General features: G+C 71.6%; 19 protein-coding genes and 1 riboswitch. Of the genes, 10 read left to right on the top strand and 9 right to left on the bottom strand.

Features of this window, described 5'->3' with window-relative positions:
* Positions 1-153: 153 nt before the first annotated feature.
* Complete coding sequence (locus tag AB0A61_RS23995) at positions 154-672, bottom strand: flavin reductase family protein (protein WP_361295813.1); 519 nt, start codon at positions 670-672, stop codon at positions 154-156.
* 472 nt (positions 673-1,144) lie between these two features.
* Here AB0A61_RS23995 and cdgB point away from each other — a divergent pair, with 472 nt between their 5' ends.
* Both cdgB and AB0A61_RS23985 read left to right on the top strand, forming a co-directional pair.
* Complete coding sequence (cdgB, locus tag AB0A61_RS23990) at positions 1,145-2,803, top strand: diguanylate cyclase CdgB (RefSeq protein ID WP_361295667.1); 1,659 nt, start codon at positions 1,145-1,147, stop codon at positions 2,801-2,803.
* 119 nt (positions 2,804-2,922) lie between these two features.
* A complete protein-coding gene (locus AB0A61_RS23985; protein WP_361295664.1) occupies positions 2,923-3,867 on the top strand; it encodes a carbohydrate-binding protein in 945 nt (314 codons plus the stop codon).
* A gap of 3 nt (positions 3,868-3,870) precedes the next feature.
* Here AB0A61_RS23985 and AB0A61_RS23980 read toward each other — a convergent pair whose 3' ends face one another.
* The 3 genes from AB0A61_RS23980 to AB0A61_RS23970 form a co-directional block, all read right to left on the bottom strand.
* Positions 3,871-4,800 (bottom strand): 1-phosphofructokinase family hexose kinase, encoded by a 930-nt coding sequence (locus tag AB0A61_RS23980; protein ID WP_361295661.1) that lies wholly within the window; start codon positions 4,798-4,800, stop codon positions 3,871-3,873.
* A 121-nt stretch (positions 4,801-4,921) separates the two neighbouring features.
* Positions 4,922-6,067: an N-acetylglucosamine-6-phosphate deacetylase gene (gene nagA, locus AB0A61_RS23975; RefSeq protein WP_361295659.1), complete on the bottom strand. Its 1,146-nt coding sequence runs from the start codon at positions 6,065-6,067 to the stop codon at positions 4,922-4,924.
* Between the two features lie 7 nt (positions 6,068-6,074).
* On the bottom strand, positions 6,075-7,043 hold the full coding sequence (locus AB0A61_RS23970) for an ROK family protein (RefSeq protein ID WP_361295656.1): 969 nt from the start codon (positions 7,041-7,043) through the stop codon (positions 6,075-6,077).
* 180 nt (positions 7,044-7,223) lie between these two features.
* Here AB0A61_RS23970 and AB0A61_RS23965 point away from each other — a divergent pair, with 180 nt between their 5' ends.
* From AB0A61_RS23965 to otsB, 3 genes are all read left to right on the top strand, one after another.
* Positions 7,224-8,474, top strand: a complete 1,251-nt coding sequence (locus AB0A61_RS23965) for an extracellular solute-binding protein (protein ID WP_361295653.1) — start codon at positions 7,224-7,226, stop codon at positions 8,472-8,474.
* A gap of 89 nt (positions 8,475-8,563) precedes the next feature.
* Complete coding sequence (locus AB0A61_RS23960) at positions 8,564-8,812, top strand: DUF3263 domain-containing protein (RefSeq protein ID WP_361295650.1); 249 nt, start codon at positions 8,564-8,566, stop codon at positions 8,810-8,812.
* A gap of 153 nt (positions 8,813-8,965) precedes the next feature.
* On the top strand, positions 8,966-9,832 hold the full coding sequence (otsB, locus tag AB0A61_RS23955; protein WP_361295647.1) for a trehalose-phosphatase: 867 nt from the start codon (positions 8,966-8,968) through the stop codon (positions 9,830-9,832).
* Positions 9,833-9,878: 46 nt separating this feature from the next.
* On the opposite strand, the gene AB0A61_RS23950 is transcribed toward otsB, so the two are convergent.
* Together AB0A61_RS23950 and AB0A61_RS23945 are read right to left on the bottom strand one after the other, a co-directional pair.
* Positions 9,879-11,324: a trehalose-6-phosphate synthase gene (locus tag AB0A61_RS23950; RefSeq protein ID WP_361295644.1), complete on the bottom strand. Its 1,446-nt coding sequence runs from the start codon at positions 11,322-11,324 to the stop codon at positions 9,879-9,881.
* 82 nt (positions 11,325-11,406) lie between these two features.
* Entirely contained in the window at positions 11,407-12,375 is a 969-nt protein-coding gene (locus AB0A61_RS23945) for a glucosyl-3-phosphoglycerate synthase (protein ID WP_361295641.1), read from the bottom strand.
* 169 nt (positions 12,376-12,544) lie between these two features.
* Positions 12,545-12,713: riboswitch (SAM riboswitch) on the top strand.
* 18 nt (positions 12,714-12,731) lie between these two features.
* Between AB0A61_RS23945 and thrC the strand changes: the two genes are divergently transcribed.
* The 5 genes from thrC (at position 12,732) to AB0A61_RS23920 (ending at position 18,258) form a co-directional block, all read left to right on the top strand.
* On the top strand, positions 12,732-14,015 hold the full coding sequence (thrC, locus tag AB0A61_RS23940; protein ID WP_361295638.1) for a threonine synthase: 1,284 nt from the start codon (positions 12,732-12,734) through the stop codon (positions 14,013-14,015).
* Positions 14,012-14,287, top strand: coding sequence for a MoaD/ThiS family protein (locus AB0A61_RS23935; RefSeq protein ID WP_361295635.1), 276 nt, complete (start codon positions 14,012-14,014; stop codon positions 14,285-14,287). The genes thrC and AB0A61_RS23935 overlap by 4 nt, the downstream gene beginning before the upstream one ends.
* Before the next feature lie 471 nt (positions 14,288-14,758).
* Entirely contained in the window at positions 14,759-14,962 is a 204-nt protein-coding gene (locus AB0A61_RS23930) for a cold-shock protein (RefSeq protein WP_004986573.1), read from the top strand.
* Between the two features lie 336 nt (positions 14,963-15,298).
* On the top strand, positions 15,299-16,921 hold the full coding sequence (groL, locus tag AB0A61_RS23925; RefSeq protein ID WP_361295632.1) for a chaperonin GroEL: 1,623 nt from the start codon (positions 15,299-15,301) through the stop codon (positions 16,919-16,921).
* Between the two features lie 209 nt (positions 16,922-17,130).
* Positions 17,131-18,258: an NADH:flavin oxidoreductase gene (locus tag AB0A61_RS23920; RefSeq protein ID WP_361295629.1), complete on the top strand. Its 1,128-nt coding sequence runs from the start codon at positions 17,131-17,133 to the stop codon at positions 18,256-18,258.
* A gap of 55 nt (positions 18,259-18,313) precedes the next feature.
* On the opposite strand, the gene AB0A61_RS23915 is transcribed toward AB0A61_RS23920, so the two are convergent.
* The 3 genes from AB0A61_RS23915 to murQ form a co-directional block, all read right to left on the bottom strand.
* The gene (locus AB0A61_RS23915) at positions 18,314-18,898 is read right to left on the bottom strand and encodes a hypothetical protein (protein WP_361295626.1); all 585 of its coding nucleotides are present in this window, start codon (positions 18,896-18,898) and stop codon (positions 18,314-18,316) included.
* Positions 18,899-19,009: 111 nt separating this feature from the next.
* On the bottom strand, positions 19,010-20,557 hold the full coding sequence (locus AB0A61_RS23910; protein ID WP_361295623.1) for a PTS transporter subunit EIIC: 1,548 nt from the start codon (positions 20,555-20,557) through the stop codon (positions 19,010-19,012).
* A 16-nt stretch (positions 20,558-20,573) separates the two neighbouring features.
* On the bottom strand, positions 20,574-21,509 hold the full coding sequence (gene murQ / locus AB0A61_RS23905) for an N-acetylmuramic acid 6-phosphate etherase (RefSeq protein WP_361295620.1): 936 nt from the start codon (positions 21,507-21,509) through the stop codon (positions 20,574-20,576).
* Positions 21,510-21,576: the final 67 nt, after the last annotated feature.

Raw genomic sequence — 21,576 nt, 5'->3', positions numbered from 1 at the left:
GACGACACCGCGACAGGACCCGGTGACGACACCACCGGGACCCGCTGTCACTCCGTGCTGCCGGAGAGCTCCGGCACGCCCACCGTCCGGCCCTCGGCACTCTCCCCGGTCCGTCGGAGACCCAGCCCCATCGCGGGACCACGGAATTCCCGCTCAGCCCAGTAGCCGGTACCGCCCCCGGAAGTACGTCAGCGGGCCGCCGTCGGCGCTCGGGACGTGTGCCGTCAGGACCCGCCCGATGACCAGCGTGTGGTCGCCCGCCGCCACCCGCTGCTCGGTGCGCAGCTCCAGGGTGGCCAGGGCGCCGCCCACCAGCGGGGCGCCGGAGAGCTTGCCGCGGACGTAGGGGATGTCCTCGAACAGGAGCCGGTCGCTGATGCGGCCCTTCATGGCGAAGCGGCCGGCGATGTGGCGCTGGCTCCCGGAGAGCACGGAGACCGCCCACAACGGCTGCTCGGCGAGCAGGTCGTCCATGCGGGAACCCTCGCGCAGGCTGACCAGGGCCAGCGGCGGGTCCAGGGACACCGACATGAACGCCGTGGCGGTCATGCCCACGTCCTCGCCCCCCGGCGCCAGCGGGTCGCCCGGGTCGAGCGGCGGCTCCTGCGCGGTCACCAGCACCACGCCCGCGGCCAGCCGGGACATGGCGGCGCGGAACTCCTCGTTGCTCACCCCCTCAGCATGCCCGGAGGGGAGTCCCCCCTGTTCGAGCGAAGCCGGGAGCTCGGCGGAGGCCTTGGCGGCGGAGGCCGTGACGGCGCGGGACGACGGAGCGGCAGATGTGTTCAGCACACAACAAACGCTAATCACCGGTTGCCGCCGCCCGCATCGGGCCCTGGCCCGAAGCCGGACCTAGGACCTGCGGCGGAGTACTCGCCGACGGATTTCGGCGGGTCCGGCGGAACACTCGTTCATGATGTCCGCGCACCCGCAAAATTTTGCGTTCAGTAAAGGCGCAGGGAAAACGCAGAAACTCCACTTAATTGTTCACGTTTAGCTGTGACTTGAGTCACAAGCGCCATGAATTGTTGACCCTGTGTACCGAGTGGGCTTCGCGCTGTGATTCAGTGGCTGGGACGCTGCACCAGACGATACGCCGAAGAGAACCCTTGATTCGCTGCGAGGTCGCGGGGGGAGGGCGAGCATGGAGACCGAGTCGGAGCCGTACGTCCGGCTGGCGACCCTGCGACAACTGCACCAGGTCATGGCGGACATGAACACCGCCCGAAGCCTTGCGGACACACTGCAGACCGTCGCCGACGGAGTCGTGAACGGCCTCGGCTACGAGCTGGCGTGCGTGAACCTCGTACGCCCCGACGGCGATCTCGTGGTCGCCGCCTTCGCGGGGAACTCCGCCGCCGAGGCGCTGATCGCCGGCCGTGTCGGCTCCCGCGAGGCCTGGGAGCGTCGGCTGGGCATGGGCGAGCAGTGGGGCGACCTGGTCTTCATATCCCACACCGAGGGCTGGGTCCTCGACGACGACGACGTCCCGCAGTGGTACACGGACGGGCCCGCGCCCCGCTTCGAGGACGAGTGGCACCCCTCCGACCGCCTGTTCGCCCCGATGTACACGCCGGGCGGACCGGGCGGTTCCTCCGGCGAGCTGCTCGGCGTGCTCTCCGTGGACCGGCCCCGCAACGGCCGCCGGCCCGGCGCCTGGGGCCGTGAGGCGCTGCAGATGTACGCGTTCCAGGCCGCCATCGCCATCAGCAACGCGCGGCTGCGCGCCAACATGCAGCGCGCCCTTGTCCGCCTGGAGCGCGAGCAGCAGGCCCTGCGCGCCAGCGAGGAGAGCTTCAGGCAGGCCTTCGAGTACGCCCCCTCCGGCATGGCCATCGCCGAGATGGGCGGCGACCAGCACGGCCGCATCCTGCGCACCAACGACGCCCTGTGCCGGCTGCTGGGCCGCCCGGCCTCCGCGATGCGCCGCTACTCCTTCTCCGACCTCGTCCACCCCGAGGACATCGGCACCCTGCTGCGGACCTCCGCCGAGGGCGGCCGCGCCGAGCTGCGCCTGGGCCGCCGCGACGGCACGTACGTGTGGGTGTCCCTGCGCAACTCCGTCGTCGCGGACGCCGCCGACGGCCCCCGCTTCCTGCTCACCCACGTCGAGGACATCGAGGAACGCAAGCGCCGCGAGCTCCAGCTCGCCCACCGCGCCTCCCACGACTCGCTCACCGGCCTGCCGAACTCCGCCGAGCTGCGCGCCCGCCTCTCGGCCCGCCTCTGCCGGCGCCCCCAGTCGGCGTACCCCGGCGAGCTGGAGTCGCTCGACGCGGCCTACGGCCACCCGGCGTACGACGTCGGCGGTCACGGCTTCGACTTCCGGTCCGCCGCCGAGGCGTACGACGCCTTCGACCACCACGTGCACACCGTCGCCCCCGACGGCGACCACGACGACGGCGCCAAGGGCCTCGCCGTGCTCTTCTGCGACCTGGACGGCTTCAAGTCGATCAACGACCGGTTCGGACACAACGCGGGCGACGCGGTGCTCATCGAGGTGGCCCAGCGGCTCAGCAACGGCGTCCGGGACGGCGACACGGTGGCCCGGCTCGGCGGCGACGAGTTCGTGATCCTGGCCGACGGGCTGGGCCGCGCCGACGCCCAGGACCTCGCCGTGCGGCTGCGCAACGAGATCATCCAGCCGATCCGCGCCGAGGGCCGCGCCGTGCGGGTCGGCGCCAGCTTCGGCATCGGCTGGGCGCACTGCGGCATGACGGCGGACGAAGTGTTGAAGTCTGCCGACGAACGTATGTATGTAGAGAAACGATCTCGTCCCAAACAGCACCGGCGTGCCGGATGACGGGCAGGTCAGTGGGCTGATGCGGCGTGAGTCACCCGTTTGGGGCACGAAGAACGGGTAGGCTCGCCATTCTCACCACGTACCGCACCCGACCCGCACCTGTTGAGGAGTACCAAGGGATGACGCCCGGCAACAGCGGCGCGAGCACGCCCGAGGACGACGACCCGTTCGGCTATCTGTACGCGGATGGCCAGGCCAACGGGGCCCAGCCGCCGTCCGGTGGCTACGGCTACCCGAACTCGGTCAGCCGGGTCCGCACGGTCGGCCAGCGGCAGTACGCCCAGCAGCCCCCCACGGCGCCGTACGGGCAGGTCCCGCAGCAGGGCGCGTACGGCCAGCCGAACGCCCACTACGCGGCCCCGGAGACGCTGCCCGGTGGCGCCCCGACGACCGGCACGACCGGCCGGCCCGCCCAGGGCGGCGGCCGCGGCCGGGGCCCGAACACCAAGGGCCTGCTGATCGGCGCCATCGCGGTGGTCGCGGCGGTGGTCATCGGCATCGGCGTGGCGATGATCGGCGACAACTCGCACGGCAAGTCCGGCGACAAGGCCGGGGGCTCCACCCCGGCCGCCTCGCAGAGCAGCGCGCCGAGCCCGTCGGCGAGCAACAGCGCCGCGGCCGCGGACAACCTGCCGACCATCGACGCCAAGGCCCTGCTGCTCGGCGGCGGCGCCACGACCGCGTCGGACGTCAAGGGCGCGAAGGCGGACGGCGGCGTCTACGTCACCGGCTTCAACCAGCCCGGCGCCTCGATCACCTGGAACGTCAACGGAATCCCGGCCGACGGCAAGTACACGCTCTTCGTCGGCTACGGCGTGCCCGGCAAGGACGGCACCGCGACCCTCACGGTCAACGGCACCCCGTCCACCACGCCGGTCAACCTGAAGAACTACGCGAACGCCCCCGCGGGCGACTACGAGAAGGGCTGGACGCACACGTTCAACTGGGTCCAGCTCAACAAGGGCACGAACTCCATCAAGGTCTCGTGCGAGCAGGGCAACCAGTGCGACGCGAACCTCGACCAGCTCTGGCTGGTCAAGGGCTGGGTCAAGTCCGGCGGCTGACCCTCAGGCGGCGCTGACCTCCCCCGTCACCGACACCCGCCCCAGCAGCTCCTCGTAGGCGCCGCGGTCGAACTCGCCGGCCGCGTGGGCGAGGACCGTGGCCGTGGACAGGGCGGTGGCGCGGGCCAGGCGGTCCGGCCAGGGGAGGTGCTCGACCAGCCCCGACAGCAGACCCGCGACCGCGGAGTCCCCGGCGCCGGTGGGGTTGCCGTGGACGCGGGCCGGCGGGGTGGCGCGCCAGTGGCCCTCCGGGGTGTGGGCGAGGAGGCCCTCGCCGCCCAGGGAGGCGACGACCGCCCGGGCGCCGCGTCTGCGGGCGTCCTGGGTGGCGCGCAGGGGCTCGTGGGAGCCGGTGAGTTCGGCCAGCTCCTCGGCGTTCGGCTTGATGATGTCGGGGCGGGCGGCGACGGCCCGGCGCAGCGGCTCGCCGCTGGTGTCCAGCAGTACGGGGACGTCAGCGGTGTGCGCGGAGCGCACCAGGCCCGCGTAAGCGCCCACCGGCACGCCGGGCGGCAGACTGCCGCACAGCGCCACCGCCGACACCGAGCCGAGCAGGTTCTCGTAGACGTCCTGGAAGGTGGACCACTCGCCGGGGGTGATGACCGGCCCCGGCTCGTTGAGCTGGGTGGTGTCGCCGGTGCGCTCGTCCACGACGGCTATGGTGCGCCGGGTCGCGCCGGCGACCGGGACGAGCGCGTCCGCCACGCCGAGCGAGTCCGCGAGCCGGTCGCGCACGACGCTCCCGGTGGCTCCGCCGGTGAAGCCGGTGACCGTCACCTCGTGGCCGAGGGCCGCGAGCACCCGGGCCACGTTCAGTCCCTTGCCGCCGGGCCGTTCGGTCACCTGGGACACCCGGTGCGAGGTGTGGGGTCTGAGGGACGGCACCCGATAGGTGATGTCGAGAGCGGTGTTCAGCGTGACCGTCAGGATCACCTGGGCCGACCTCCCCCGATTGAATGCGCCTGCCGCGAAGCTCCGGAGGCACGATCATGCCAAACAGTCGGCGGCCGGCCCAGTCCCGGAGTCGGCCACTACGGCCGTATGGCCGGACGGATCAGCCCAGTTGGGGATCGACCACCCATTCGCCGCGCCGCATCACGCCCTTGAGGTCGAAGTTCTCGTCCAGGAGCACCAGGTCGGCGTCCTTGCCGGGCTCCAGCGAGCCCACCCGGTCGTCCATGCCGAGCAGCCGGGCCGGGTTGGCGGACAGGGCGGCCACCACGTCCCGCACCGGCAGCCGGTCGACCGTCACCGCCCGCTTGAAGGCCCGGTCCAGGGTGAGTGTCGAGCCGGCGATCGAGCCGCCCTCCACCAGGCGCGCCACCCCGTCGGCCACCTCGACCTCCAGCGGGCCGAGCATGTAGCGGCCGTCGCCGAAACCGGCCGCGTCCATGGCGTCGGTGATGAAGGCCACCCGTCCGGCGCCCGCGCGATGGAACGCCAGTTCCAGAGCCGCCGGGTGAAGGTGCGTGCCGTCGTTGATCAGCTCGACGGTGACCCGCTCGTCCTCCAGGAGCGCCGCGATCGGCCCCGGCGTGCGGTGGCCGAGGGTCGGCATGGCGTTGAACAGGTGGGTCGCCACCGTCGCCCCCGCGTCGATCGCCTGCACCGTCTGCTCGTACGTCGCGTCCGTGTGCCCGATCGCCGCGATCACCCCGTGCTCGGCCAGCAGCCGCACCGAGTCGATGCCGCCGGGCAGTTCGGTGGCGAGGGTGACCATCTTCGCGGTGCCGCGGGCCGCGTCGATCAGCTTGCGCACCTCCGCCGGGTCCGGGTCGCGCAGCAGCTGCGCGGAGTGCGCCCCCTTGCGGCACGGCGAGATGAACGGCCCCTCGAAGTGGATCCCGGCGAGGTCGCCCTGCTCGGCCAGCTCGCTCAGCATCCCGGCCCGCTGCCCGAGGAAGTCCATCTCACCGGTGACGGTGGAGGCGACGAGCGTGGTCGTGCCGTGCTGCCGGTGGGTGTGGATGCCGTGCAGGACCTCGTCGACCGTCCCGGAGGTGAAGGACGCTCCGCCACCGCCGTGGTTGTGGAGGTCGACGAAGCCCGGGACCAGCCAGTGGCCCCGTACGTCGACGGTCTGCGCGTCTGCTGGGGCCGTGTCGGCGATCCGCGTGCCCTGGACGATCACGCGGCCGCCGTCCACGATCCCGGTGGGCAGTACCACCCGGGCACCGGTGAGAACCTTGCTAGCGGCCATCAGGTGGTTACCTCCGGGGAGTCGTAGGGGTGTTCAGGAGATCCCGGGCGAGGAGCCCCGCGCCCAGGCATCCGGCGGTGTCCCCGAGGGCGGCGGGGACGATCGACGGCAGCTTCTGGAAGGTGACGCGGCGCCGGACGGCGTCCCGCAGTGGTGTGAACAAGGTTTCCCCCGCCTCGGCGAGCCCGCCACCGATGATCAGCGTGCGCGGGTCCAGCAGGGTGAGCGCGGTGACCAGCCCGTCGGCGAGCGCGTCCACCGCCTCCTGCCACACCTCGCGGGCCCTCGGGTCCCCGGACTCCACGGCCTTGGCGCAGTCCGCCGCGTCCGCGTCCGGGTCCCCGCAGGCCTCGGCCCACGCCTGGCTGACCGCCGCCGCGGAGGCGAACCGCTCCAGACAGCCGCGCTGCCCGCACGGGCAGGGGGTGCCCCCGGGCCGCACGACGACGTGGCCGATCTCGCCCGCGAATCCGTGCGCCCCCGCCTCCACCCGGCCGTCGATGCCGATGGCTCCCGCGATCCCGGTACCCAGCGGCACGAAGAGGAACCGGTCGGCGCCCCGGCCCGCCCCGACCCGGCCCTCCGCGAGCCCGCCGGTGCGCACGTCGTGGCCGAGGGCCACGGGGATGCCGAGCCGTTCGGCCAGCAGGTCGCGCAGCGGCACGTCACGCCAGTCGAGGTTGGCCGCGTAGACGGCGACGCCCCGCTCCTCGTCGACGATGCCGGGCACGGCGACGCCGGCCGCGGCCGCGGGCTCACCGAAGCGCTCCGCGCCGTAGGCGTGCAGCTCGGCGGCGAAGCCGAGGATCTCCTCGACGACGGCCTCGGGCCCGCGCTCGCGCCCGGTCGCCCGGCGCGCCCGGTGCAGCAGGGCGGGGGGCCCGGCGGGTGTCCCGCCGGACGGCACGGGGCCGGCCGCCACCAGGGCGGCCTTCATGCCGGTGCCGCCCACATCGAGGGCGATGACGTGTCTCACGGAGGACAGTGTGGCCCGCGGACCCGCGAGAGGTCTAGTCCACTTACGTGGTGTAGACCTTATGGCTGACGTTTTGAAAGTTTTCGCCTTGCGGCGGCGCAGGTTCCGGTTCTGTGCGTTTCCGTTCGGCGAGCCGGCAGTGTGTGGGGCAGAGAAGCAGTGCAGCGGCGTAGGACAGGAATGATCGCGGTGGTGTCCGCACTGGGCATGACGGCGGTCCTCGGCGGCTGCGGGAGCACCGGCTCCTCCGACGTCACCCTCAGACTGGTCGCCGCCGACTACGGCGACTCGGCGGCCAACAGTTCCCAGAAGTACTGGGACGGGCTCGCCAAGGACTACGAGTCCCAGCACCCGGGCGTGAAGGTGCAGGTCAGCGTCTACTCCTGGACCGACGTCGACCGCAAGGTCAAGGAGATGGTCGACGCGGGCAACGCGCCCGACATGGCGCAGATCGGCGCGTACGCCGACTACGCGTCGCGGGGTCTGCTCTACAAGGCCGACGACCTGCTCTCCATCCCCGTCCAGGCGAACTTCATCGGCCAGCTCTCCGACGCCGGGCAGCTGCAGCACGTGCAGTACGGCATTCCGTTCGCGGCCTCCACGCGCGTCCTCTTCTACAACAGGACGCTCTTCGACCGGGCCCACCTCACCCCGCCGACGACATGGGCCGAGCTCGCCGCCGACGCCACGGCGCTGAAGGCACAGGGCGTGAAGTACCCGTACGCGTTGCCCCTCGGCCCGGAGGAGGCGCAGGCGGAGACCATGCAGTGGCTGCTCAGCGGTGGCTCCGGCTACACCGACGACGGCGGTACCTACACCCTGGACTCGGCGCAGAACGTCAAGACCTTCGACTGGCTCAAGGACGAGCTGGTCGGCAAGGGGCTGACCGGGCCGGTCGCCCCCGGCAAGCTCAACCGTGCGGACGCGTTCGCCGCCTTCGCCGACGGTGAGGTGGGCATGCTCAACGGCCACCCCACGCTGATGCAGCAGGCCGCGAAGAAGGGTGTGCGGTTCGGTACCGTCCCGATGCCGGGCCGCAACGGCACGGCCAAGGCGACCATGGGCGTCGCCGACTGGATGATGGCCTTCAAGAAGAACGGCCACCGCGACAAGATCGGCGACTTCCTCGACTTCGTCTACAGCGACAAGAACGTGCTCGACTTCTCCCGCGAGTACGACCTGCTGCCCGTCACCGGCACCGCGTCCGACACGATGGCCGCGGCGGAGGAGGACAAGAAGCTCGGGCCGTTCCTGGCGGCGCTCTCCGCCGCCCAGCTCTACCCGGCCGGCAAGACGTCCTGGGCCCATGTAAGCGCGGACATCAAGCAGCACATCGGCCAGGCCGTCGCCCCCGGCGGCAGCCCGGCCGCGGTCCTCGGCGGGCTCCAGGCGACGGCCACCGCCGCGGACAGCGCGGCGAGCGGCAGGTAGTGAGCGGCCAGGTAGGCACGCAAGGCGGGTAGGCAGCCGCGGGGCGGGCGGACGGAGCTGTGTCGGTGGCGGGGGCTACGGTTCCCGGTATGGACCACGACCAGGACGACCAGGAGGAGCTCGGCCGCAGGGAACGGGACATCCTCGCCCTGGAGCGCCGCGGCTCTCCGGGCCCCGGTGCCAAGGAGCGCGCGATACGCGAGGAGCTCGGCCTGTCCCCGGTCCGCTACTACCAGCTCCTCAACGCCCTGCTCGACGACAGACGCGCGCTGGCGCACGACCCGGTGACGGTCAACCGGCTCCGCCGGGTGCGGGAGGAGCGACGGGGCGAGCGGTGATGCCTGGCCACGGTCCTGGCCACTGCCCTGGCCGTCGCCGCGGCCGCCCCTGTGTGGGGGAGTGCGGGGCCGTGCGTGGACGGCCCGTCGGCGGGCCGCTCGGCGTCGGCTCGACGAGGAGTGCGGGCGGCCCCGCGTGGATAGGGTCGCCGTATGGGCAGCCACGACACGGACTCGACCAAACCCAAGCACTCCCTGCCGACGCCTGCCACGCGGGCCGGGCGGGACGGGCTCGCCGCGATCCTCGCGCGGCCGGAGAAGGCGGTGATCGCGCTCGACTTCGACGGGACGCTCGCGCCGATCGTGCCGGACCCGGACCAGGCCCGGGCACACCCGCAGGCGGTGCCCGCGCTGGCCGCGCTCGCGCCGAAGGTGGCCGCCGTGGCGGTGGTCACCGGCCGCCCGGCCGGGGTCGCCGTGCGGCACGGCGGTTTCGCGGGTGTTCCCGGCCTGCGGCACCTCGTCGTCCTCGGTCACTACGGCGCCGAGCGCTGGGACGCCGCCACCGGCTCCGTCAGCGCCCCCGCCGCGGATCCCGGCGTCGCGGCCGTCCGGGCCGAACTGCCGGGCCTCCTCGACCGGATCGGTGCCTGGCACGGGGCCTGGATCGAGGAGAAGGGCCGGTCCGTCGCCGTCCACACCCGCCGCGCCAAGGACCCGCAGGCCGCCTTCGAGGTGCTGCGTGAGCCCCTCACCGAGCTGGCCACCCGGCACGGCCTGATCGTCGAACCGGGCCGCATGGTCCTCGAACTGCGCCCGCCGGGCATGGACAAGGGCGTCGCGCTGCTGGACTACGTCCGTGACATCGGCGCCGCGTCGGTCCTGTACGCCGGCGACGACCTCGGCGACCTGCCCGCCTTCGCCGCGGTCGGCAAACTTCGCGCGGAGGGCGTACCGGGCCTGCTGGTGTGCAGCGGCAGCAGCGAGGTGACCGAACTTTCGGAGCGGGCCGACCTGGTGGTGGACGGCCCGCAGGGGGTGGTGGAGCTGCTGCGGAACCTCGCCGATCGGCTCGGCTGAGCCGTCGGCTCCGAGCGGCGGGTTCCTGGCCGTCGGTTCTGAGCCGTCAGTTCTCGGCCGTCAGCTCGTGCAGCTGGTCCAGGAACCACTGAGCCGGCGGCAGCGCGGTGGCCGCTGCCGCCAGCCTCTTGGAGCGATCGGCCCGCTCGTGCGCCGGCAGGGTCAGTGCCTCGTGCAGGGCCGACGCCGTCCCGACCACGTCGTAGGGGTTGACCACGAGCGCGTCCTCGCCCAGCTCCGCGTACGCCCCCGCCTCCCGCGACAGCACCAGCGCGCAGCCGGAGTCGGACACCACCGGCACCTCCTTGGCGACCAGGTTCATGCCGTCCCGGACGGGGTTCACCAGGGCCACGTCGGCCAGCCGGTAGGCCGCGAGCGAGCGGGCGAAGTCGTCCCTCACATGCAGCACCACCGGCGTCCACCCGGGCCTGCCGTACTGCCCGTTGATCTCCTCCGCCAGCCGCCGCACCTCGTCCGTGTAGTCGCGGTAGACGGCGAGGTCCTGGCGCGAGGGGTAGGCGAAGGCGAGGTGCACCACCCGTTCGCGCCACTCCGGGTGGTCCTCCAGCAGCTGCCGGTAGGCCAGCAGGCCCCGCACGATGTTCTTCGACAGCTCGGTCCGGTCCACCCGCACGATGGTCCTGCGGGCGCGCCCGTCGGGCCCCGTGCCGATCTCCGCGCGCAGCGCGGCCATGCGTTCGTCCACGTCGGCCTCCCGCGACCGCCTGCGCAGGAAGTCCGCGTCCGCGCCGAGCCCGTGCACCCCGACCCGGGTGCCCCCGAGTCCGCCGACCAGCGCCTCGCAGCACCCGGTGAACGCGTCCGCCCACCGCCGGGTGAGGAAACCGAGCCGGTCGGCGCCCAGCATGCCGCGCAGCACCTGCTCGGCGATGTCGTCCGGCAGCATCCGGAAGTAGTCCACCGGTGCCCACGGCGTGTGCGAGAAATGGCCGATGCGCACATCCGGCCGGAAGTCGCGCAGCATCCCCGGCACCAGCGTCAGGTGGTAGTCCTGCACCAGGACCGCCGCGCCCTCGGCCGCCTCCTCCGCCAGCGCCTGCGCGAAGGCCCGGTTGTAGGCCTCGTACGACGCCCACTGGCGCCGGAACTCCGCGTCGAAGACCGGCTCCAGCGGGGTCTGGTAGAGCATGTGGTGGACGAACCACAGCACGGAGTTGGCGATGCCGTTGTAGGCGTCGGCGAAGACGTCCGCGTCGATGTCGAGCATCCGTACCTGCTGACCGCCGGTCGCGTCGGCGGGCAGCCGGCGGCCGCCCTCGAAGCGGCGCACCGCCTCGCGGTCGGCGTCGCTCAGCGCGGCGCACACCCACACCGCGCCCGCGTCCGGGCCGATCGCCGACAGCCCGGACACCAGCCCGCCGCCGCCGCGTCTGGCGTGCAGCGAGCCGGCCCCACCGTCGGGGCGCACTTCGTACGAAACCGGGCCGCGGTTGGACGCGACCAGCACCTCGGCACCGTGCGTTGAAACCATGGTCCTCAACCTAGCCCGGCCCGGAAACGCTCAAACGTACGGTTCCGCTTCGTGGGTGGCCGTATACGGCCGGGCCGGCGTTTTACGCCACCTTCCGGGCCGCGTACTCCGCGATCTCCACCATGGGCGGCCGCTCCTCGGTGTCCACCGAGTAGGTGCGCGGCTCGAAGCCGTCCTCACCCCGTTCGAACTGGGTGAGGGAGGGGCGGATCAGATGGCCGCGGGCCAGACGGAGCTGGGCGGTGCGGTAGATCGCGGCGGCCATGCGGCCCAGCGCCTGCCCGTCCTGATGCCGGTGTTTGCGCACACCGACGTCGACCTGCGCGAGCGCGTCCAGACCCACCAGGTGCAGCGCGTCGACCAGCATGCCGAGCTCGACGCCGTAGCCGACCGGGAAGGGAAGCTGTTCCAGCAGCGAGCGGCGGGCCGCGTACTCGCCGCCGAGCGGCTGCACGAAGCCGGCCAGCTGGGGCCAGTGCATGTTCAGCAGTGGACGCGCCATCAGCTCGGTGACGCGTCCGCCCTGACCTGCCGCCGCGCCGGACGCGGACTCGCCGGCGAGCGTCAGCGGGCGGTCGTACATGGCCTTCACCAGGTCCACACCGGGGTCGGTGAGCAGCGGGCCCACGATCCCGGTGACGAAGTCGGAGGAGAACTCCCTCAGGTCGGCGTCCACGAAGCAGACGACGTCCCCGCGGGTGACGAGCAGCGAGCGCCACAGCACCTCGCCCTTGCCGGGCACGGCCGGGATGCGCGGCAGGATGTCGTCGCGGTGGACGACCCGGGCGCCGGCCGCGGCGGCCACCTCGGAGGTGCGGTCGGTGGAGCCCGAGTCGACGACGAGGAGCTCGTCGACGAGTGGCACCTGCTCCATGAGGTCGTGGCGGATGACGGCGACGATGTCGCCGACCGTCTCCTCCTCGTTGAGCGCGGGCAGCACGACGCTGACCGACGAGCCGCTCGCGCGTTTGGCGGCCAGGATCGTGTGGAGCGGGCGATCGGTCACGGACCAGGAGCGTGTCCTCAGCCAGCGCTCGACTTCTTCCAGCACGGTCGGCGGCTCCTCACTGGTGTTCGGATCACGGCACGGATCACACGGTCCGGTGATCCGTCTCGCGGTTCGGACGACTATCTCAACTGTCGTGGCCGTCGGTTACAGTCTTGAACAACGCGGATGACCATCACGTGTCGGGGGTCGCCGCGGCTTCACAACCACATACCGCTCATCCAGAGGGGCAGAGGGACACGGCCCGATGAAGCCCCGGCAACCCTCCAGCCGGTTCTCGTATCGACTGCTTGCGAGCACAGCAGATCGTCTTCGCGAGGCTCCCGGCTAGGGAAGGTGCCAAATCCGTCTCACGGCGAGATGCGTCGTGAGGAAGATGAGGAGAAAGGGCCTCGCCTCACATGGCTGTGCAGACTGTTGCAAGCAGCACCGACCCCACCGTCGACCTCGGCCCCGCCGCCGCGCTGTCCTGTCGCGAATGCGGCCACCGTGTACCTCTGGGTCCTGTGTTCGCCTGCGAGGAGTGTTTCGGCCCGCTGGAGATCGCCTACGACTTCTCGGCCTACGACACCGAGGAACTGCGCAAGCGGATCGAAGCGGGCCCCGCGAACATCTGGCGCTACGCGCCGCTGCTGCCCGTCCCGGCGGACGTGGCGACCAGGCCGAACCTGAACCCGGGCTGGACCAAGCTCGTCCAGGCCGACAACCTCGCCCGCGAACTCGGCGTCACCGGCGGGCTGTACGTGAAGGACGACTCCGGCAACCCGACCCACTCCTTCAAGGACCGTGTCGTCGCCCAGGCACTGGAGGCCGCCCGCGCCTTCGGCTTCACCACCCTGTCCTGCTCCTCCACCGGCAACCTGGCCGGTGCCGTCGGTGCCGCCGCCGCGCGGGCCGGCTTCCGCTCGTGCGTGTTCATCCCGCACGACCTGGAGCAGGGCAAGGTCGTCATGGCCGCGATCTACGGCGGTGAGCTCGTCGGCATCGAGGGCAACTACGACGACGTGAACCGCTTCTGCTCCGAGCTGATCGGTGACCCGGCCGGCGAGGGCTGGGGCTTCGTCAACGTCAACCTGCGCCCGTACTACGCGGAAGGGTCCAAGACCCTGGCGTACGAGATCTGCGAGCAGCTCGGCTGGCGGCTGCCCGACCAGATCGTGGTCCCGATCGCCTCCGGCTCACAGCTCACCAAGATCGACAAGGGTCTGCAGGAGCTGATCGGGCTCGGGCTGGTGGAGGACCGGCCGTACAAGATCTTCGGCGCCCAGGCCGAGGGCTGCTCGCCGGTGTCGACCGCCTTCAAGGCCGGCCACGACGTCGTGCGTCCCCAGAAGCCGAACACCATCGCCAAGTCCCTCGCCATCGGCAACCCGGCCGACGGCCCGTACGTCCTCGACATCGCGCGCCGCACGGGCGGTGCGGTGGAGGACGTGACGGACGAGCAGGTCGTCGACGCCATCAGGCTGCTCGCCCGGACCGAGGGCGTCTTCGCCGAGACGGCGGGCGGTGTGACGGTCGGGGTGACGAAGAAGCTGATCGACAACGGCGTGCTCGACCCGGCCAAGACCACCGTCGTCCTCAACACGGGCGACGGTCTCAAGACCCTGGACGCGGTGGCGGGTACCGGGCTCACCGCGACGATCCGTCCGAACCTGGACTCCTTCCGAGAGGCTGGCCTCGCATGAGCGTGACCGTTCGCATCCCGACCATCCTGCGCACCTACACCGGCGGCCAGGCCGAGGTGAAGGCCCAGGGCGCGACCCTGGCCGAGGTCATCGCCGACCTGGAGAAGAACCACAACGGCATCGCCGCCCGGGTCCTGGACGACCAGGGCAGGCTGCGCCGTTTCGTCAACGTGTACGTCAACGACGACGACGTCCGCTTCGAGCAGGGCCTGGAGACCGCCACCCCGGACGGCGCCGGCGTCTCGATCATTCCGGCGGTGGCCGGCGGCTGACGGCGCGTCGGCGTGCCGCGCGGCGGCCCCGGACGGCCTCGTCATTACCTTCGGTAATGCCCGTCACTGAGAGTTCATCGAATTGCCTCCTCCGTGAGAGAAGCGGAGGGGGCAATTCAGTGTGATTGAGCGCGGTACAGTTGGGGAACGCGCTCCTGATCTCAGGGGCGCAAGCCATGGATTCCTGCCGCATGCCCGACAAGAAGTAGCCAAAGTGCGAGGGCGATTTGCGGCTTTTGCGCCGTTTGCGGGGTCTGACTTGCCCTGAATTCAGGTGATTTTTCGCCAAATTCCGGACCATGCGCGTCTGGAATTCTCGTCCGATTGACCTGTTGCAGACGGCAGTTGGACAGATACATTCAGCCGCGGTCGACGCGTTCCGGCGCACGCCCCCAATCCATGGGGGGTGAGGTCTGACCCGGGTCCGCGAGGTGTGGATCTGTGCAAGGGCCAGTAATAGGGGAGTTAGGCATGGCTCAGGGCACCGTCAAGTGGTTCAACGCGGAGAAGGGGTACGGCTTCATCGCGGTCGACGGTGGTGCGGACGTTTTCGTCCACTACAGCGCGATCCAGATGGACGGCTACCGCACGCTGGAAGAGGGCCAGCGGGTCGAGTTCGAGATCTCGCAGGGCCAGAAGGGCCCGCAGGCCGACATGGTCCGCGTCACGGCCTGAATCGCGCGACCACCGCAAGAAACGTCTTCTGTCGAAGGGCCCGCACCTCACCGTGGTGCGGGCCCTTCGGCGTGTCCGGGTCCGGGCGCGCCGCCCTGCGACACGCCTGTTCGCGCGGGGCTGACCGCGGCCGCCGCTCCCCCCTGGTCGCTTGCACTCGGGAGGGTCGAGTGCTAATCATTGGCGTTAGCACTCTGAAGGTGAGAGTGACAATGAAGGACCGGGTCGGTGAGGCCACGGACCGGGTGGGGCAGGGAACCACCGGCCGGGGCCGTCCGTCGCGGGCGCGGGCGCGGTCCGAAGTAATCACCCCCAGTCCTGGAGGGACCACTTCACATGGCCAAGATCATCGCGTTCGACGAGGAGGCGCGGCGCGGCCTCGAGCGCGGCATGAACCAGCTCGCGGACGCCGTCAAGGTGACCCTCGGCCCCAAGGGCCGCAACGTCGTCCTTGAGAAGAAGTGGGGCGCCCCCACGATCACCAACGACGGTGTCTCCATCGCCAAGGAGATCGAGCTCGAGGACCCGTACGAGAAGATCGGCGCCGAGCTGGTCAAGGAAGTCGCCAAGAAGACGGACGACGTCGCCGGTGACGGTACGACCACCGCGACCGTTCTCGCCCAGGCCCTGGTCAAGGAAGGCCTGCGCAACGTCGCCGCCGGCGCCAACCCGATGGCCCTCAAGCGCGGTATCGAGAAGGCCGTCGAGGCCGTCTCCGCCGCCCTGCTCGACCAGGCGAAGGAGGTCGAGACCAAGGAGCAGATCGCCTCCACGGCCTCCATCTCCGCCGCCGACACCCAGATCGGTGAGCTCATCGCCGAGGCCATGGACAAGGTCGGCAAGGAAGGCGTCATCACCGTCGAGGAGTCGCAGACCTTCGGTCTGGAGCTCGAGCTCACCGAGGGCATGCGCTTCGACAAGGGCTACATCTCCGCCTACTTCGCGACCGACATGGAGCGCATGGAGGCGGTGCTCGAGGACCCGTACATCCTCATCGCCAACTCCAAGATCTCCTCGGTCAAGGACCTGCTCCCGCTCCTGGAGAAGGTCATGCAGTCGGGCAAGCCGCTGCTGATCATCGCCGAGGACGTCGAGGGCGAGGCCCTGTCGACCCTGGTCGTCAACAAGATCCGCGGCACCTTCAAGTCGGTTGCCGTGAAGGCCCCGGGCTTCGGTGACCGCCGCAAGGCCATGCTCGGCGACATCGCCATCCTCACGGGCGGCGAGGTCATCTCCGAGGAGGTCGGCCTCAAGCTGGAGAACGCGTCCCTGGACCTCCTGGGCCGCGCCCGCAAGGTCGTCATCACCAAGGACGAGACCACCATCGTCGACGGCGCCGGCTCCCCGGAGCAGGTGCAGGGCCGCGTGAACCAGATCCGCGCCGAGATCGAGAACAGCGACTCCGACTACGACCGCGAGAAGCTCCAGGAGCGCCTGGCCAAGCTGGCCGGCGGTGTCGCGGTCATCAAGGCCGGTGCCGCCACCGAGGTCGAGCTCAAGGAGCGCAAGCACCGCATCGAGGACGCCGTCCGCAACGCCAAGGCGGCCGTCGAGGAGGGCATCGTCGCCGGTGGTGGCGTGGCCCTGCTGCAGGCCTCCCAGGTCTTCGAGAAGCTGGAGCTCGAGGGCGACGAGGCGACCGGCGCCAACGCCGTGAAGCTGGCCCTGGAGGCCCCGCTGAAGCAGATCGCCGTCAACGGTGGTCTCGAGGGCGGCGTCGTCGTGGAGAAGGTGCGCAACCTGGCCGTCGGCCACGGTCTGAACGCCGCCACCGGCGAGTACGTCGACATGATCGCCGAGGGCATCATCGACCCGGCGAAGGTGACCCGTTCCGCGCTGCAGAACGCCGCCTCCATCGCCGCGCTGTTCCTCACCACCGAGGCCGTCATCGCCGACAAGCCGGAGAAGGCCGCCGCGCCGGCCGGCGGCGGCATGCCGGGCGGTGACATGGACTTCTGATCGACCGGTCCGGTTGATCGACCGTCCTTTCGTACCGAGGGCGGCACTCCCTGGAAGCAGGGAGTGCCGCCCTCGGGCGTGTCCGGGATCACACGATGGCCCGGCCGGCTGCGGAATGGGCCCACTGCGGGGGCAGTTACTTTAGTAGCTGCAACAATGCGCGTGCACATACCGCCTGGTCGACAGAGCCACTCACGAGGAGCCCCCACGTGACCGTCAACACGTCCCCCGCCTCCCGCGCGGCCCAGATCCTCTCCCGTCCGATCGCGCTCAACGGGCTCACGGTCCCCAACCGGATCGTCATGGCCCCGATGACCCGCATGTTCTCCCCGGGCGGCATCCCCGGCGAGGACGTGCGCTCGTACTACGCCCGCCGTGCCGCCGCCGGAGTCGGTCTGATCGTCACGGAAGGCACGTACGTGGGGCACGACTCCGCCGGGCAGAGCGACCGGGTGCCGCGCTTCCACGGGGAGGAGCAGCTCGCGGGCTGGGCGAAGGTCGCCGAGGAGGTGCACGCGGCGGGCGGCACGATCGTGCCGCAGCTGTGGCACATCGGCATGGTCCGCAAGCCGGGCGAGCCGCCCTACCCCGAGGCCCCTGCGGTGGGCCCCTCCGGGCTGCGCATCGACGGCACCGAGGGCACCGGCAGGGCGATGACGCGGCAGGACCTGGACGAGGTCATCGGCGCGTTCGCCGAGGCGGCGGCCGCCGCCCAGCGCATCGGCTTCGACGGTGTGGAACTGCACGGCGCCCACGGCTATCTGCTCGACCAGTTCCTGTGGGAAGGCACCAACCGCCGTACGGACGGCTACGGCGGCGACCCGGTGGCCCGCACCAGGTTCGCCGCGGAGATCGTGGCGGCGGTCCGCGCCGCCGTCTCGCCCGACTTCCCGATCATCTTCCGCTACTCGCAGTGGAAGCAGGAGGCCTACGACGCTCGGCTCGCCGAGACCCCGGAGGAGCTGGAGGCGATCCTGACCCCGCTGGCGGCGGCCGGAGTGGACGTCTTCCACGCCTCCACGCGCCGCTACTGGCTGCCGGAGTTCGAGGGTTCCGACCTCAACCTCGCCGGCTGGACCAAGAAGCTGACGGGCAAGCAGGTCATCACCGTCGGCTCGGTCGGTCTCGACGGCGACTTCATCAAGGCGTTCCAGGGGGAGGGTGCGCAGGTGGGCAGCCTCGACAACCTCCTCGACCGCCTGGAGCGCGACGAGTTCGACCTGGTGGCCGTGGGCCGCGCGCTGCTCCAGGACCCCGAGTGGGCGGCGAAGGTCCTCGGGGACCGCGTCCACGAGCTTCAGCCGTACGAGGCGTCGGCGCTGAAGACGCTGAGCTGACGTCGCCGACGTCCGCGACCGGGGCGGCGCCCGTCGGGGCGCCGCCCTTTTCGGCCTATCCGTTGTTGCCCATCGGCTCGATGTCGACCCGCACCGGGGTCCCCCAGACCCGTACCACCTCGTAGTCGGTGAACTCGTGCACGAGCCGGTAGGCCATGGCGGCGTGCGGCCCACGGCGCTGCGCGGCGAGGAACAGTTCGGCCTCGCGCCGGTCGCGGCGCGGGGTGCCGCACAACTGCCACTCCCGCCCGTTCCACAGCTCCGGCAGCCAGCGCTGCTGCGGTTGCGGGCGGTCCTCGCGGACGCCGTAGCGGGACGGGGCGGTGGCGGTGGGCTCGGCGGGCCGGGCGTACGACGGGTAGGAGCCGTTGACCTCGGAGCGACGGGCGGCGCGACGCCGGGTCTCGCACAGCAGGCACAGGTCCTGGGCGCCCTCGTCGACGGGGCCATGGGGGTGCTCGGGGCAACGGGTGGCCGGGGCCGTGCCGGTGACGCTCTCGTCGAGCAGGTCCAGGGCGCGCCGCAGATCGCCCTTCATCTCGTGCAGCCTGGCGTCCGGCGTGTCGGCGGTGAGGGCCTCGCCGTGCTCGCCGAGCAGGCGGAGGGCGCGGCCGAGGGCGGTGAGCTGGGCGTGGTTCATCGTCGTCAGTCGGTGCGGTCCTTGAGCTTTCCGGTGTCGAGGGTGGCGTCCACGGGGGGCGGCTCGACGGTGTCTCCCCAAGGGTAGGACGGGCGGGGGAGCGGCTCGACCCTACCCGGCCCGGTTCTCACCGTCGTGAAGCGACCGGCCCCCGAAGCCGAAGAGGTACGTCGCCAGGAAGCCCACCGCGTAGCCGGTCAGCAGACCGCCCCCGTAGATCGCCGCCGTCGCGGCCGGGCTCCTGTTCCCGGCCAGCAGGGGGAACAGGGCCCAGCCCGACGGGCCGATCGCGGTGGCGCCCACCTTGGTCCCGAGCATCGCGAAGGAGCCGATGAAGGCGCCGCCCGCCGCCCCGCCCGCGCAGGCGGTCAGGAAGGGCCGGCCCAGCGGGAGGGAGACGCCGTAGATCAGGGGTTCGCCGACGCCCAGGAGGCCGGCGGGGAGCGCCGATCTGATCGTCGTACGGATAGAGGTGTCGTGGCGCAGGCGGACGTACACCGCCAGGGCCGCGCCGACCTGGCCCGCGCCCGCCATCGCCAGGAGGGGCAGCAGCGGTGTGGAGCCCTGCTGTTCGATCAGGGTGGTGTGGAGGGGGATCAGGGCCTGGTGCAGGCCCAGCATGACGAGGGGCAGGAACAGCGCCCCCAGGATCAGGCCGGCCGCCGCGCCCGTCGTCTGCAGCAGCCAGTTCGCCGTCGTGCCCACGGCGGTGGAGACGGCTCCGGCCGCGTACATCAGCCCGTACAGCGTCGCCAGGCCGGAGAGCAGCACCGTGAGTGTCGGGGTCACCAGGACGTCCAGCGCGCCCGGGACCCGGCCCCGGCACCACTTCTCCACGCGGGTCGCGAGCAGCGCCGCCGCCAGTGCGCCCAGCACCCCTCCCTGGCCGGGTCGCAGGGCCGTCCCGAACGCCGTCACCTTCGCCACGCCGGGGTGGACCACCACGGCCGCGACGGCGCCGCCCAGCACCGGCGTGCCGCCGAACTCCTTCGCCGTGTTCACCCCCACGAACACCGCGATCAACGCCATGAAGCCCGAGGACAGGGACGTCAGCGCGGGCGTGAGGCCGGGCAGCCAGCCGGCGTTGGCGAGCAGGCCGGCCGCGCCTGCCAGCACCCCGCACCCGATCAGCGCCGGGATCAGCGGCACAAAGACGTTCGCCACCCGCCCGAGCGCCCGCTTGACCGGCGTCGCATTGCGCCGCCGAGCAGCCTCCCGCAACTGCCTCCCCCGCCCGGCGAGCCCATCCGCCAAGGTCCCCGCCTCCGGCCCGACCGTCAGCGTCCCGGCCGCCGGGCCGTCCGTCACTGTCCCGGTCGGCGGGCCGCCCGCCGCCTGCGCCGCCGGGGCGCCCGCCGCCGTGTGCGTTGCCAAGGCGTCCGCCGCTGCCTGTGCCGCCCGGCCCCTCTTCAGCAGGGTTTCGAACTGGGCTGTCACGCTGACGACCAGGCCGGGGCCGAGCACGAGCTGGTAGGTGTCGCCGGTGGTGACCACGCCCAGCACCTGCGGCAGCGCTCGCAGCGCTTCCTCGTTGGCCAGGGAAGGGTCCGCGAGGCCCAGGCGCAGGCGGGTCATGCAGTGGGCGACGGAGGTGACGTTCGCCGGACCGCCGACCTGGAGGAGGATCGCGGCTGCCGTGGAGGGTGGGTTCGTGCGCACGTCCCGAGCGTGCGCGTCAGCTCCCCGCCGCCGCCAGCGCGGCACGCAGATGACCGCCGGACTCCTCCAGAAGGAGGGCGGCCGTCGAGCCGTCCACCCCGGCCAGAAGGGTCAGGATGGCGTTCTTCACCTTGCCGTCGGTCGCCGCCAGGGCGCGTTCGATCTCGTCGTCCGCCGCTCCCGTGGCGAGCGCGACGATACGGCGGGAACGGGCGCGCAGCTTGTCGTTGGAGGCGCGCACGTCGACCATCAGGTTCCCGTACGTCTTGCCCAGGCGGATCATGGTGACCGTAGAGAGCATGTTGAGGACCAGCTTCTGGGCCGTCCCGGCCTTCAGCCGGGTCGAGCCGGTGACCAGTTCCGGGCCCACCACGATCTCGATGCCGTGTTCGGCGGCGGCCGCAAGCGCGCTGGCGGCGTTGCAGGCCAGGCCGATGGTCAGCGCGCCCAGCGCACGGGCGTGTTCGACCGCGCCGATGGCGTACGGCGTGCGGCCGGAGGCGGAGATGCCGACCACCGTGTCGTCGGGCGTGAGGCCGAGCGCGTCGAGGGCCTCGACCGCAAGCTTCCGGGAGTCCTCCGCCCCCTCGATCGACGTCACCATGGCCTTTGGCCCGCCCGCGATCAGGCCGACGACCTGGGCGGGGTCGGTGTTGAAGGTCGGTGGACACTCCGAGGCGTCCAGGACCCCCAACCGCCCCGCCGTTCCCGCACCGGCGTAGAGCAGCCGGCCGCCCCGCGCCATCCGTTCCGCCACGGCGTCGATGGCGGCGGCGATCTCCGGCAGCCGCTCGGCGATGGCGATGGGCACGGTCGCGTCCTCGGCGTTCATCAGCCGGGTGATCTCGACGGTGGGCAGCCGGTCGATCTCGGACAGCTCGGGTCGGAACGCCTCGGTCGTCAGCGTCTCCAACTCGGCGCGCAGCTCACGGTAGTGGGACGTGGAGGTCATGAGGGGGCGACTCTCTTCGTGCGTACGGCTACCAGTACTGATGCTCAACGACTGATCTGGGACTGCT

The organism is Streptomyces sp. NPDC046197 (assembly GCF_040646295.1).
In the GTDB taxonomy this organism is placed as follows: Bacteria; Actinomycetota; Actinomycetes; order Streptomycetales; family Streptomycetaceae; genus Streptomyces.
Note: the sequence above shows the minus strand (reverse complement) of the source record. Positions and strands in the feature narration are given on the sequence as shown.